A 13,011-nucleotide genomic window follows, 5' to 3' on the forward strand; every position below is an offset into this window, starting at 1 on the left:
CTAAAATGAAGGGAATGTCATTCCAATTCATTCCGCCAGCCACATGATTAACTATAGCAACAGATATCGATAAAAAACAAAAAACCAGAATAAAAATTCAACAAACTAACAAAATGCAGTAAAACACCCGAAATAACAGTCAGTAAGCGGGACTAAATCGACGCGATAATATGTAACTCAATATGAATAAAAAACATTAGTTAATTTTATGATAACGTCTCATTGTGAGCCGTTGGATCCGCGGCAAACCAGGTACCGCGCAGCCTGTGGCGGTGCCAAATCCAGCCGAGCGCGATGCCGCGCAGAGAAAGAAAGACCGCCAGCGCCAGCCATAAACCATGATTGCCCAAGACGGGTACGGTCAGCAGCGTTAAACCATAGCCGGCCGCTGCCACTGCCATGCTGTTGCGCATTTCTGCTCCTCGGGTGGCGCCAATAAACATGCCGTCCAGCAAATAGCACCATACGCCCACCAATGGCAGCACCACCTGCCACGGCAGATAGTGGCCGGCCAGCGCACGCAGTTCCGGTAACGAGGTCAAGGCGGCGATAATATGCTGACCGGCAACGGCATAAACCAGGCCAAAGGCCAACGCGACCAGACAGGCTTGTCGGCAAGCCGCACGCCACACCTTGCGCAGTTGGCTATCGTCGCGCGCGCCATAGGCATGGCCAGAATGCGCTTCAACCGCGTAGGCAAAACCGTCGAGCGCATAGGCGGTAAAGGTCAGTAAGTTCATCAGCACCGCATTCACCGCCACTACTTCGCCGCCAAGCCGGGCACCGAAGATGGTCAAAGAAGCGAAACACAGCTGCAGCAGCAGGGAACGCAGCATAATGTCGCGGTTCAGCGCCAGCAAACGCCGCAGGTTACCGCGCCAAGCAGTGCGCAGCATCGGCATGGAAATGCCACGTAGGCGCATGACCCGCCAGGACAGCCATAAGCCCAGCAGCAGCGTGGCATACTCAGAAATAGCGGTCGCCGTCGCCGCACCTTGCACGTTCCAGCCCAGCCCCATCACCAGCCAGATATCCAGTACAATATTCAATAAGTTGCCGACAATCAGCAGGATCACCGGCGCACGTACGTATTGCACGCCAAGCAGCCAGCCCAGGATAACCATGTTCGCCAATGCCGCCGGCGCGCTCAGCCAGCGGATCTCGAGGAATAATCGGGCCTGCTCCAGCACCGCCTCGTCGCCACCGACGATTTTCAGCGCCAGTTCGATCAGCGGATGGCGCAGCAAGACAATGGCCACACCGGCCAACGCCGCCAGCAGCAGCGGTTGCATAAAGGCGCGCGCCAATCCCTGTGGGTTTTGTGCGCCCAGAGCCTGCGCAGTCAGACCGGTGGTGCTCATACGCAGGAACAACAACAGCATGAACAGGAAGCTGGTCGCCATCGCTCCCACCGCCACACCGCCCAGATAAACAGGGCTGTCGAGGTGACCGATCACTGCGGTATCCACCAGCCCAAGCAACGGCACGGTGATATTGGAGAAGATCATGGGCAGCGCCAGGCGCCACAAGGCTTTATCGGTATCGCTGGTGAAGGCGGAGAGCAGGCGCATAGTGAAATGTTCCCGTGGCAATGCGGTTTTAATCGATCAGAAATGACATCGCCCCAGAGCTGGGGCGATTTAAATCAAAGGGCAGCGTGCAGGCTTATGGGTTAAACCCAGTCGCCGTTGCGGATCACGCCGACCGCCAAGCCTTCAATGGTGAAGTTCTGCTGACGCAGATCAACCACAATCGGCTGGAATTCACTGTTTTCCGGTAGCAGCTCAACCACGTTACCGTGCTTTTTCAGCCGCTTGACCGTAACTTCATCTTCGATGCGCGCCACAACCACCTGGCCATTACGCACGTCCTGAGTTTTATGCACCGCCAGCAGGTCACCGTCCAGAATACCGATATCACGCATCGACATGCCGTTAACCCGCAGCAGGAAATCCGCGCTCGGTTTGAACAGGGAAGGATCCACCTTGTAGTGACCTTCGATATGCTGCTGCGCCAGCAGCGGCTCACCGGCAGCCACGCGGCCAATCAGCGGTAAACCCTCTTCATCTTCCATCAGCAACCGAATGCCGCGCGAAGCGCCGGAGACGATTTCGATGACGCCTTTACGCGCCAGCGCTTTCAGATGTTCTTCTGCGGCATTTGGCGAACGGAACCCCAGACGCATGGCGATCTCGGCACGCGTCGGCGGCATGCCAGTGGACGAAATATGATCGCGAATCAGATCATAGACCTCTTGCTGTCTGGTAGTTAGTGCTTTCATTCCGCCCCCTGTTTGTTTATACAGTCTTGCTGTGAGTATATACAGGTAAGTGCGGCTTGGGAACCGAAGAATGAATAAAAATCAGGGATTAGCGACCCGGATCGCAACGAGCTTGCTCTGCTCAGACAAAGTGCTGCCACAGCACCGTGCCCCAAACAAACAGCGCCAAAATAACCGCCAGCAAAACTGCCGCCGACCCCATATCCTTGGCCCGGCCGGACAGCTCGTGATACTCGGTCCCCACCCGGTCAACAATCGCCTCAATCGCGCTGTTGAGCATCTCGACAATCATCACCAGCACCACCGACCCAATCAGTAAAATGCGCGCTATCGCACCCACGTCCAGCCAAATCGCCAGTATGATAGCCAGCACGGTCACCACCAACTCCTGGCGGAACGCCGCTTCGTGCTGCCAGGCAGCGGAAAAACCTTTATAAGAGTAGCCGGCGGCTTTAATAATACGGGTCAAGCCGGTTGCTTGGTTCGTCATGTTTTTAGTGCCTTTCGCAGAGGTAAGTCATAATTAAACAGTCTAGGCCAGGAAGCGCTCACGGCTCCCGGTTTTCCAACACCACAGATCTGCTACCCGGTTTCTGGTATGCTTGCGGCGCATTGCTAACAAGAGGCTTCACGTTGTTATGTCAGGTTGGCGTAAAATTTATTATAAACTATTGAATTTACCACTCAAATTGTTGGTAAGAAGTAAGGTTATCCCTTCAGATCCGGTCACGGAGTTAGGGTTGGATCCCTCACGGCCGATTTTGTATGTTTTACCTTATAATTCCAAGGCGGATTTACTGACGCTGCGCACCCAGTGCCTGGCGCAGGATTTGCCCGATCCTCTCGAACCGCTGGAAATAGACGGCACCGTGCTGCCCAGCCACGTGTTTATTCACGACGGCCCGCGCGTATTCCGCTACTACACGCCGAAAGAAGAGTCGGTAAAACTGTTCCACGACTATCTGGATCTGCACCGCAGTAACCCGGATCTCGATATTCAGATGCTGCCGGTTTCGGTGATGTTTGGCCGCTCTCCGGGGCGCGAAGGCCACGGCACACCGCATCTGCGCTTGCTAAATGGCGTGCAGAAATTCTTTGCCGTGCTGTGGCTCGGCCGCGATAGCTTTGTGCGCTTCTCCAATACCGTTTCGCTGCGCCGCATGGCGACCGAGCACGGTACGGACAAGATCATCGCGCAAAAGCTGGCTCGCGTAGCCCGGATGCACTTCTCGCGTCAGCGTCTGGCTGCCGTAGGCCCAAGCCTGCCGGCCCGTCAGGACCTGTTCAACAAGCTGTTGGCGTCCAAAGCGATCGAAAAAGCGGTCGAAGACGAAGCGCGCAGTAAAAAGATCTCCCACGAAAAAGCCCAGCAAAATGCCATTGCATTGATGGAAGAGATTGCCGCCGACTTCTCTTACGAGACGGTGCGCCTTTCCGACCGTGTGCTGAGCTGGACCTGGAACCGCTTGTATCAGGGCATCAACGTCACCAACGCCGAACGCGTACGTCAGCTGGCGCAGGACGGCCACGAGATCGTGTATGTACCCTGTCACCGCAGCCACATGGACTATCTGCTGTTGTCCTATGTGTTGTACCACCAGGGCCTGGTGCCGCCGCACATTGCTGCCGGTATTAACCTCAACTTCTGGCCGGCCGGGCCGATCTTCCGCCGCCTGGGCGCGTTCTTTATCCGCCGGACCTTCAAAGGCAACAAGCTGTACTCGACGGTGTTCCGTGAATACCTCGGCGAGCTGTTTACCCGCGGTTACTCGGTCGAGTACTTTGTCGAAGGTGGGCGTTCCCGTACCGGGCGTTTGCTGGAGCCGAAGACCGGCACCCTGTCGATGACCATTCAGGCGATGCTGCGCGGCGGGGCCCGCCCTATCACGCTAGTGCCGATCTACATCGGTTACGAGCACGTGATGGAAGTGGGAACCTACGCCAAAGAGCTGCGTGGCGCCACCAAGGAAAAAGAGAGCCTGCTGCAGATGCTGCGCGGCCTGCGCAAACTGCGTAATCTCGGCCAGGGCTACGTGAACTTCGGCGATCCCCTGCCGTTGACCACCTACCTGAACCAGAATGTGCCGCAGTGGCGCGAATCGATTGACCCGATCGAATCCCAGCGCCCAAGCTGGCTGACGCCGACGGTCAACGATCTGGCGGCCAAGATTATGGTGCGCATCAACAATGCCGCAGCGGCCAACGCCATGAACCTGTGTTCCACGGCGTTACTGGCTTCTCGCCAGCGCTCGTTGACCCGCGAGCAGTTGCTTGAACAGTTGGAATGCTATCTGCAACTGATGCGCAACGTGCCTTATGCCGATGACGTTACCGTGCCGACTCAAACGCCGGATGAGTTGCTGGATCACGCGCTGAACATGAACAAGTTCGAGGTGGAGAAGGATAACATCGGCGATATCATCATTCTGCCGCGCGAGCAGGCGGTGCTGATGACCTATTACCGCAACAATATCCATCACCTGCTGGTTCTGCCGTCACTGATTGCCACCATCGTGATGCACCATCGCCGGGTATCTCGCGCTGAACTGCTGCGCCAGATTGGTTTGATTTACCCGATGCTGAAAGCCGAGCTGTTCCTGCACAACGACAAGGAACAACTGCCGGAGGTGCTGCAACCGCTGATCGAGGAAATGATCCGTCAGCAATTGATCTGCGATAAAGGCGACGATCTGGTACTGAATCCAGCGCGCATCCGTCCGTTGCAACTGCTGGCCGCCGGTGTCCGTGAAACCTTGCAGCGCTACGCCATCACCATGTCTATCCTCAGCGCCAACCCGAGCATTAACCGCGGTGCGCTTGAGAAAGAGAGCCGTATCATGGCGCAGCGTTTATCCGTGCTGCACGGCATCAACGCGCCGGAGTTCTTCGACAAAGCGGTATTCTCCACCCTGGTGGCTACGTTGCGTGAAGAAGGCTACATCAATGATATTGGCGATGCGGTGCGTGAGCACACCCTTGAGGTGTACAACATGCTGAGCGACCTGATTACCCCGGAAATCAAACTGACCATTGAAAGCGTCAGCATGCCGGCGGAAACCAACGCTCTGCCAGAAGCGGTTGAACTGGAAGAGAAAGACCAGTAATACGTTGATAAAGAAAACAAAAGGCACCCCAGGGTGCCTTTTTTACTGTCCGAACGCGGTCAACTTTGCCAGTAACTCAGCGCAATACCGATAAACAGTACCAGCCCGACGTAGTTGTTATCCAGGAACGCTTTGAAACAGGCATCCCGTTCACGACCGGCAATTTGTTTTTGCTGATGGATAAACAGGGCTCCCGCCAGCAACAGTGACCAATAAAACGCGCCGCTCAACTGCGCCAGATAGCCCACCCACAGCATCAGCAGCAAGGTGGCGAACTGCAGCAGGCCGACGATCAGTTTGTCATAGCGACCGAACAAAATGGCGGTGGATTTCACGCCAATCTTCAGATCATCGTCGCGATCGACCATGGCATACAGCGTATCGTAAGCTACCGTCCAGCAGATGTTGGCCAGCAGCAGCAGCCAGCAGCTCAGCGGCAGCGATTCGCTGACGGCGGCGTAGGCCATTGGAATGCCCCAACCAAACGCGGCACCCAACACGAACTGCGGCAAATGAGTGACCCGCTTCATAAACGGATAGGCCCATGCCAGCGCCAACGCCGCCAGAGACAGCCAGATGGTCATCGCATTCAGCGTCAGCACCAGCGCGAACGAAATCAGCACCAGCACCACAAACAGGATCTTGGCCTCTTTTTCGCTCACCCGGCCGCTGGGCATTGGGCGTCCGGCGGTACGCTTCACATGGCCATCGACGGCGCGATCGGCATAATCATTCACCACACAACCGGCGGCACGCATCAGGAAAACCCCGACCACGAACACCAGCAGGATAGACAGCGACGGCACGCCCTTCCCCGCCAGCCACAGCGCCCACAGCGTCGGCCACAGCAACAGCAAGGTGCCAATAGGTTTATCGATGCGCATCAGATGGCTATAAGCCTGCCATTTACTTTGAATCACGCTTCCCTCCAAGGTATTTCCTCTCCTCATCATTCGGGGTCAGTACTGCCCGCGGCGTACAGCGGCGAAGCCGGTAGAAACAGTTCGGTCAGCAACAGCGGTTTACCCGCCAGTCGCAGGCGGGAACGGCGTGCCCACAGCGCATCTTGCCGACCGATATGGATGTAATCGCGAGTTAACTCGTCGCTGCTAAAAAGATAGCGCCCCAACGGCAATGTGCCCAAATCCACCAGCGCCAAATCCGGGCCGGTCAGGGTTTCCTGCGGGATCACCGTACGCCCCAGCAGCCAGGGCTGGTTGTCGCCCAACAGCACGATTTCACGCAGCCAGTATCGTGGGCTGTCAGGAAGATGGTCGGCTTCTTCGCCCAGTTGATCGCGGGTGATAAAACACTCGCGCTGCGGCTCAACGTGCACGCGCCCGCAGTGACGTTCAAAGCGGCGGGTCATGGATCCTAACTCCATCAGCCAATCACTGACGGCGGCGGGTGGCGGAGATTGTTGCGCGGATAACCACTCCAACGGCGGCAGGATGGAATCCTTATTGCCAGACATTGCTCTACTCCATGCCTGACGCCGCGCCCTGCGGCCGCGCCAGACCAGACAAACTGTTAACAGTCGACCATTGTAACGCAGAAATTCAAAAGCGGCAGGCTGATTCGTGGCGTGGCGCACAGCAAAATAACGCCCAAAAAAGCGGCGCAATGTCATCTTTCTGCCATCTGTTTTCTTTACCTTCGTCCACCGGAGCGATGGGGATTCTGTGATCGCCTGCAAACTTTCGCCTCTGCCACATTGTTTTATCTACGCGCGTAGATACTCTTGTGCCGCAGCGTTGAATCGCCATCAGTCCAACACTTTGTCAGCAAACCTTCTTGCCGACACCAGGGAAACCATCTTTAACGGCGCCATTTATGGCGCATGACGAAAAGAGGATATCAATGCCATGAGCGAAACAACGCTTGCACACCAACAGGCCGCCGGCGATACGCTGGCGGCCGACGAACGCCTGGCCACCAAAGAAGGGCGCGGCCAATTCTGGCGTGCCACTTTTTCCTGCTGGCTCGGCACCGCGATGGAATATGTCGATTTCGCACTGTATGGCCTGGCGGCCGGTATGGTGTTCGGCGACGTGTTCTTTCCCGAAGCCACACCGATAGTGGCGCTGTTGGCCAGCTTTGCCACTTACTCCGTCGGCTTTGTCGCCCGTCCAATCGGTGCGTTGGTCTTTGGCTGGATTGGCGATCGCAAAGGCCGCCGCGTGGTACTGCTCACCACGGTCGCGTTGATGGGCGTTTCTACCACGCTGATCGGGCTGATCCCCTCCTACGCACAAATTGGCGTTTGGGCGCCTGTCTGTCTGGTGATCCTGCGTTTTGCGCAAGGTTTCGGTGCCGGAGCGGAGCTCTCCGGCGGCGCGGTGATGCTGGCAGAATACGCACCGGCAAAACGACGCGGTCTGGTCGCTTCGATCATCGCCATCGGTTCCAACAGCGGCACCCTGCTGGCGTCGCTGGTGTGGTTGTTAGTGTTGCAGTTGGACAAAGCGGATCTTATCGCCTGGGGCTGGCGTATTCCGTTCCTTGCCAGCATCCTGATCGCCGCAGGAGCACTGTACCTGCGCCGCCACGTACGCGAAACGCCGGTGTTTGAACGCGAGCTTCAGCAAAACCGCCAGCGGATGCTGGAAAATACCCCCACCGAGCCGGATAACCGCAGTTATTTGCAGCGCACCAAAGCTTTTTGGATCATGCTTGGCCTGCGCATTGGCGAGAATGGCCCCTCCTATCTGTGTCAGGGCTTTATCGTCGGTTACGTCGCCAAGGTGCTGATGGTGGACAAATCGGTGCCCGCGCTGGCGGTGATGATCGCCTCACTGTGCGGTTTCCTGGTGATCCCCCTGGCCGGTTGGCTTTCCGATCGCTTCGGCCGTCGTATCACTTACCGCTGGTTCTGTCTGTTGCTGGTGTTGTATGCCTTCCCGGCGTTCTGGCTGCTCGACAGCCGCGAACCGGCAACCGTCATTTCAGTGATTGTGGTCGGCATGTGCATTGCGTCACTCGGCATTTTTGGGGTGCAGGCGGCCTATGGCGTGGAACTGTTCGGCGTCAAAAATCGCTATTCAAAAATGGCGTTCGCCAAGGAGCTGGGGTCGATCCTTTCCGGCGGTACCGCTCCGCTGATCGCCACCGCGTTGCTGTCCGGCTTCGGTCACTGGTGGCCTGTCGCCTGCTATTTTGTTGTAATGGCGGCCATTGGCTTAATCACCACCTTCTTTGCACCGGAAACCCGCGGCCGCGATCTAAACCTGCCGCAGGACGCGGCGTAATCAGGGCGCACAGGAACCCAACTTGGATAATCAATCCGCGCGACGCATCACCCGTGCCGACGTCGCCCGCGTAGCGGGCACCTCGGTTGCGGTCGTCAGCTACGTGATCAACAACGGACCGCGCCCGGTGGCGGAAACCACCCGTCTGCGGGTGCTGGAGGCTATTGAAAAAACCGGTTACCGACCAAACGATATCGCCCGGGCACTGGCTTCAGGCAACACCCTGACCTACGGGTTGGTGGTACCCGATATCTCCAACCCGTTTTTTGCCACCCTGGCCCAGGCGTTGCAGCGAGAGGCTTTCAGCCACGGTCGGGTACTGCTGTTGGGTGACGCCGGTGACGACCGCCAGCGCGAGCACGACCTGATTAATCATCTGCTGCGCCGTCAGGTTGACGGTCTGCTGTACACCAGCGTCGATCGCCATCCCTGGTTCGATCTGATCCGCGCATCCGGCACGCCATGCGTAATGATTGACACCATAGACAGCCATGCCGGCGTCTGCGCTATTCGCGTCGACGAGCGTGATGCGGCCTGTCAGGCAACTCGCCATCTGTTGCAGCACGGCTATCAGGACATCGGCATTTTTGTGGGCCCCTTGACCATGCTCAACGCGCAGGACCGCCTTAACGGCTGGCGTGATGCACTGAAGGAAGCGGGCATTGCGCCACGCGAAGAGTGGATATTCGAAGCGCCCTATACCCGTCAGGGGGGCTATCAGGCCAGCCAGAAAATGCTGCAAGCCCCGCGGCCGCGGGCCATATTCACCTCTAACGAACAACAGGCGCTCGGTTGCCTGTCGGCACTGGCAGAACACCGGCTTCGCGTGCCGGACGATCTGGCGATCATTTGTTTTAACGGCACCCAGCAGTCCGAGTTCAGCGTGCCACCGCTCAGTGCGGTCGAACAACCGATTGACGCCATGGCCAAGCGAGCGATCGCCATGCTGGCTGCCGGTGCTGCGCAGCCAGAGCTGCACGAATTCGCTTTCCAACTGCATATCCGCCGATCGTGCGGCTGTTAGTTTATTGATTCAGGTAACCGCTATGCGTTTGATTATTGATTGCGATCCCGGCAACGGCATTCCCGGCGCCAACGTCGATGACGGGCTGGCGCTGGCATTGGCACTGGCAGCCCGCCCGCGACTCTCACTGGAGTTGATCAGCATTGTTGCGGGCAATACGCCATGTGACGTTGGCTTTGCCGTGGCACAACATTTGCTGCAACAAACCGGCTATCAGGTGCCGATTGCCGTCGGCGCGGCGCGCGCGCTGAGCGAACCGCCAGAACCCTGGCGCGCCCACCTCGACCGCGCGATTGCCGATCCTGATCTGGCGGCACTGTGGCGCAATACGCCTTATCCACAGGCCGCAACCACACCAACGCCGAACGCCGCCGTGGCGATCGGCGAGCTGATTTGCAATAACCCCGGCGAGATCACCCTGGCGGCAATCGGCCCCCTGACCAACGTCGCCCATGCTCTGCAGCTGTACCCGCAGATGGCACAGGCGGTGAAGGAAATTGTGATCATGGGCGGAGTCTTCAACCTGGAGGGCTACATCAAGGACACCAATTTTGGTCTGGATCCGGAAGCCGCACGGCAGGTGCTGACCAGCGGTGCCAATATTACGCTCGCCCCACTGGACGTTACTACGCAAACCATGTTGACTCAGGAAAGCCTGGCGCAGATGACCCAACCGGACACGCTGCTGTGCCGCTATCTGCGAACCACCACTCAACCCTGGATCGACTATTCCCGCCATACCCGCCATCTGCCGGGTTGCTGGATCCACGATGCGCTGGTGATTGCCTGGTTGCTTGAGCCACAGTTGGTGACCACGGAGGAATATTATGTGGATGTCGCACTGGAAGGCGCTATGACGCGCGGCAGTTCTCGCCGCTGGCGTCCTGGAGGCCTGCGCCTGACGGTCGGCATGCCGGAGCCCGAAGGCAAGCCGTTGCGGGTGATGCAGCAAGTGGATAATGCCCGCCTGCTGGCGTTGATCGGCACCACCCTGGCCCACGGATGAAAAAAGGTGCGCCGGGGCGCACCAATCATCGAGCCAGCATCGACAGCGTCGGGTACTACCCCTTGCCTTTCACGCTACCAATAAAGGTTTCACGTGCTGTGGTGGAACCCAGTTTTTCAGCCTCATTCATCAGTTTCAGCGCTTTATCGATATCGCCCGCCTTCACCGCCTGTTTGATGCCGTTGTTAAAGTAAGCTTCGGTGTCATTCAACATGGGTTCCGCCGGTTGAGTCGGGGCCGGTGCTGCTGCGACGGCGGCCGTTGATCCCACCACCACTGGCGTCGCCGCCGGTGCCGGCTGCAGCATGCCGATCATGATATTGCCGCTGCCCTGCTCTGCCGTGACCTTCAGTTTGATAGTGCCGCTGGTGCTATGCCGGGCGATCGGATCCGGAATATCCGGCACCGCGTTGCCCACGCCCTGCGCATAAGCCTTGGCCGGGTTGGTCAGTTGCGTGGTTTTCGCCAGATCCTGACGGGTGGTGTACACCAGCAGATAAATTTGTTTCTGACCGAGTGCCGGGGTCAGTTTCAGCGTGCCCTCCAGCCGATCGGATGACATCGCACCCGGTGGTTGATACGGGAAGTAACTGCTCGGGTAATAGGCCGCAGGGCGCAGGTGCTCATCCAGCACCAACACGCTCGGCGCGTAAAGTGAGTTGTTCTTGCTGATGCTGCTCAGCGTGACTTCCAGCGAACCGCGATCGGCCGGTAGCGTATAAGCGGCGATAGCGCCCTGAATGTCACCCTGATTGATTTGTGGGCTGACATTATCCAGTTTGATGTCCTGGCTGACCGGCGGCATCAGCGGTTGCCACGGCAGGCTTTGCAGCGTGCTGGCGCTAATGGCCGGCGCGATGGAAACATTGGCCGGCGTATCGGCATTGACCACCAGCGGTGCGCCAAGGGTCAGAGCCAGTGACAGGCAAAGTGACAGCAGATTCTTTTTCATTGTTATACCCCATGATATCCGGCGCGGCTCAGGCAAGAGAGACGACGCCGGCGAATACAGGCTGGGGAGAGCACCTGGCCCTCCCCGTTATCTCATTACCACCAGATTTCCATCTGGGCACCGAAGGTGACTTCGTCGTCATTGCCGCGGCTGAAGGTATGTAAGCTGGTGTCGTTGTACGCGGTGCCCGAGTTGTAACCGGCGCCGGAGTCGTTATTGGCGTAGCCCCACTTCTCATCCCACTTGGCGTAGGTCGCGAATACGCGGATAGCCGGACGTGACCAGATGCTGTTGCCCGCTTGCCACTGTTGCGCCAGGGTCACTTTGTACTGACCGTTGCGATCGCCGGTGCGCTGGGATTTCACGTTGTCGTAACCGGCTTCCAGCAGGGTGCTCATGATTGGCGTCCATTTGTACATTGGACGCACGCCCACGGTGTACCAGGTGGTGCCGTTATTGTTGTCACGATCGACATCCTGGAACATACCGACGTACATCAGCGCCCATTGATCGTTGAAGTCGATGGCACCATGGTCCAGCACGCGGATCATCTTGCCGTTGTTGTCGATGGTTGAGCCCTGGTTGCGGCCGTTGTTCTGCGAAGTCATGGAGTCGGTGGCGTACTGCACCACAAACTTGTTGTAGCCGGTCAGGATGCTCTGGGTATGTTCCGCGGTGAACATCCAGCCGTCTTTGCTGGCGCCGTCAGCCAAATGGTATCCGTCCTGAGTATTGGCACGACCGTAGTCCACACCCAACTCCAGGGTGCCGCCCGGGTTCAACTCCAGGCCGGCCAAGCGCACGTCGAAGGTGTCGTTGACGGTAGGACGTTGATCCCACTCGTTATCCAGGTAACCGTAAGAGCCGCCGGATTCTGAGTTACGGGTTACGGCAGCAGACAGTTTGCCGAAGCCCAAATCAATATTTTCCAGACCGGCGCCCGGACCGGAGATATCCCAGTAGTAGAAGTCAATCATGTGAACATCATGACGCTGATAGAAACGCTTACCGGCCCACATGTTGGCACCCGGCAACCATTCAATCAGGTTTTTACCCTGCACATTCACTTCACGGAAGCCTGGCGTCACGTCTTCCCAGTCGGAACGTTGTGAAACGGAGTAAGCCAGGTTGGTATCGAAGTAGAAGCTTTTATCGCCTTCTTTCCACACTTCCTGTCCCAGTTTCAGCTCGGCGTAGGTCTCGCATTCGTTGCCGAGACGGTACTTGCTGCCGGCACCGGTAGCCTGGAAGCACTGTTGCTCGCCACCACTGCCGGTCCAGCCGATGCCGGAACGGGCGTAGCCTTTAAAATCAACGGCCATCGCCTGAGTGGTAAGCACACCAGCGGCGATTGCCAGTGCCAGAGGAAGTTTGCGCAGAGTAGTCATCATTATTC

At 57.7% G+C, this 13,011-nt stretch carries 11 protein-coding genes; 4 read left to right on the top strand and 7 right to left on the bottom strand.

What is annotated here, in order from left to right:
- Positions 1-206: 206 nt before the first annotated feature.
- The 3 genes from dinF to M495_RS22030 form a co-directional block, all read right to left on the bottom strand.
- Positions 207-1,571, bottom strand: coding sequence for an MATE family efflux transporter DinF (dinF, locus tag M495_RS22020; protein WP_020837168.1), 1,365 nt, complete (start codon positions 1,569-1,571; stop codon positions 207-209).
- 101 nt (positions 1,572-1,672) lie between these two features.
- Positions 1,673-2,281, bottom strand: a complete 609-nt coding sequence (gene lexA, locus M495_RS22025) for a transcriptional repressor LexA (RefSeq protein WP_037416119.1) — start codon at positions 2,279-2,281, stop codon at positions 1,673-1,675.
- A 121-nt stretch (positions 2,282-2,402) separates the two neighbouring features.
- Complete coding sequence (locus tag M495_RS22030; protein ID WP_020837169.1) at positions 2,403-2,771, bottom strand: diacylglycerol kinase; 369 nt, start codon at positions 2,769-2,771, stop codon at positions 2,403-2,405.
- Between the two features lie 148 nt (positions 2,772-2,919).
- Between M495_RS22030 and plsB the strand changes: the two genes are divergently transcribed.
- On the top strand, positions 2,920-5,385 hold the full coding sequence (plsB, locus tag M495_RS22035) for a glycerol-3-phosphate 1-O-acyltransferase PlsB (RefSeq protein WP_041415036.1): 2,466 nt from the start codon (positions 2,920-2,922) through the stop codon (positions 5,383-5,385).
- 59 nt (positions 5,386-5,444) lie between these two features.
- Here the strand turns inward: plsB and ubiA are convergent, their stop codons facing one another.
- Positions 5,445-6,338, bottom strand: coding sequence for a 4-hydroxybenzoate octaprenyltransferase (ubiA, locus tag M495_RS22040; protein ID WP_041415038.1), 894 nt, complete (start codon positions 6,336-6,338; stop codon positions 5,445-5,447).
- Positions 6,335-6,859 carry a chorismate lyase gene (gene ubiC, locus M495_RS22045; protein ID WP_020837172.1) on the bottom strand — a complete coding sequence of 175 codons (525 nt, stop codon included), beginning with the start codon at positions 6,857-6,859 and terminating at the stop codon, positions 6,335-6,337. Before ubiC ends, ubiA begins: the two co-directional genes overlap by 4 nt.
- Positions 6,860-7,250: 391 nt before the next feature.
- On the opposite strand from ubiC, the gene M495_RS22050 reads away from it, so the two are divergent.
- From M495_RS22050 to M495_RS22060, 3 genes are read left to right on the top strand one after another with little or no spacing between them, the layout of a single operon-like run.
- Entirely contained in the window at positions 7,251-8,633 is a 1,383-nt protein-coding gene (locus M495_RS22050) for an MFS transporter (RefSeq protein ID WP_020837173.1), read from the top strand.
- Between the two features lie 22 nt (positions 8,634-8,655).
- Positions 8,656-9,657 (top strand): LacI family DNA-binding transcriptional regulator, encoded by a 1,002-nt coding sequence (locus tag M495_RS22055; RefSeq protein ID WP_020837174.1) that lies wholly within the window; start codon positions 8,656-8,658, stop codon positions 9,655-9,657.
- 22 nt (positions 9,658-9,679) lie between these two features.
- Entirely contained in the window at positions 9,680-10,663 is a 984-nt protein-coding gene (locus tag M495_RS22060) for a nucleoside hydrolase (RefSeq protein WP_020837175.1), read from the top strand.
- Positions 10,664-10,718: 55 nt separating this feature from the next.
- Here the strand turns inward: M495_RS22060 and malM are convergent, their stop codons facing one another.
- Positions 10,719-11,615, bottom strand: coding sequence for a maltose operon protein MalM (gene malM, locus M495_RS22065; RefSeq protein ID WP_020837176.1), 897 nt, complete (start codon positions 11,613-11,615; stop codon positions 10,719-10,721).
- Between the two features lie 95 nt (positions 11,616-11,710).
- A complete protein-coding gene (locus M495_RS22070; RefSeq protein ID WP_020837177.1) occupies positions 11,711-13,003 on the bottom strand; it encodes a maltoporin in 1,293 nt (430 codons plus the stop codon).
- Positions 13,004-13,011: the final 8 nt, after the last annotated feature.

The sequence above is a fragment of the Serratia liquefaciens ATCC 27592 genome (assembly GCF_000422085.1).
In the GTDB taxonomy this organism is placed as follows: Bacteria; Pseudomonadota; Gammaproteobacteria; order Enterobacterales; family Enterobacteriaceae; genus Serratia; species Serratia liquefaciens.

Excerpts from the sequence above, each read along its gene's own strand:
- dinF (WP_020837168.1), bottom strand. The coding sequence starts at position 1,571 with ATGCGCCTGCTCTCCGCCTTCACCAGCGATACCGATAAAGCCTTGTGG.
- lexA (WP_037416119.1), bottom strand. The coding sequence starts at position 2,281 with ATGAAAGCACTAACTACCAGACAGCAAGAGGTCTATGATCTGATTCGC.
- M495_RS22030 (WP_020837169.1), bottom strand. The coding sequence starts at position 2,771 with ATGACGAACCAAGCAACCGGCTTGACCCGTATTATTAAAGCCGCCGGC.
- plsB (WP_041415036.1), top strand. The coding sequence starts at position 2,920 with ATGTCAGGTTGGCGTAAAATTTATTATAAACTATTGAATTTACCACTC.
- ubiA (WP_041415038.1), bottom strand. The coding sequence starts at position 6,338 with ATGATGAGGAGAGGAAATACCTTGGAGGGAAGCGTGATTCAAAGTAAA.
- ubiC (WP_020837172.1), bottom strand. The coding sequence starts at position 6,859 with ATGTCTGGCAATAAGGATTCCATCCTGCCGCCGTTGGAGTGGTTATCC.
- M495_RS22050 (WP_020837173.1), top strand. The coding sequence starts at position 7,251 with ATGAGCGAAACAACGCTTGCACACCAACAGGCCGCCGGCGATACGCTG.
- M495_RS22060 (WP_020837175.1), top strand. The coding sequence starts at position 9,680 with ATGCGTTTGATTATTGATTGCGATCCCGGCAACGGCATTCCCGGCGCC.
- malM (WP_020837176.1), bottom strand. The coding sequence starts at position 11,615 with ATGAAAAAGAATCTGCTGTCACTTTGCCTGTCACTGGCTCTGACCCTT.
- M495_RS22070 (WP_020837177.1), bottom strand. The coding sequence starts at position 13,003 with ATGACTACTCTGCGCAAACTTCCTCTGGCACTGGCAATCGCCGCTGGT.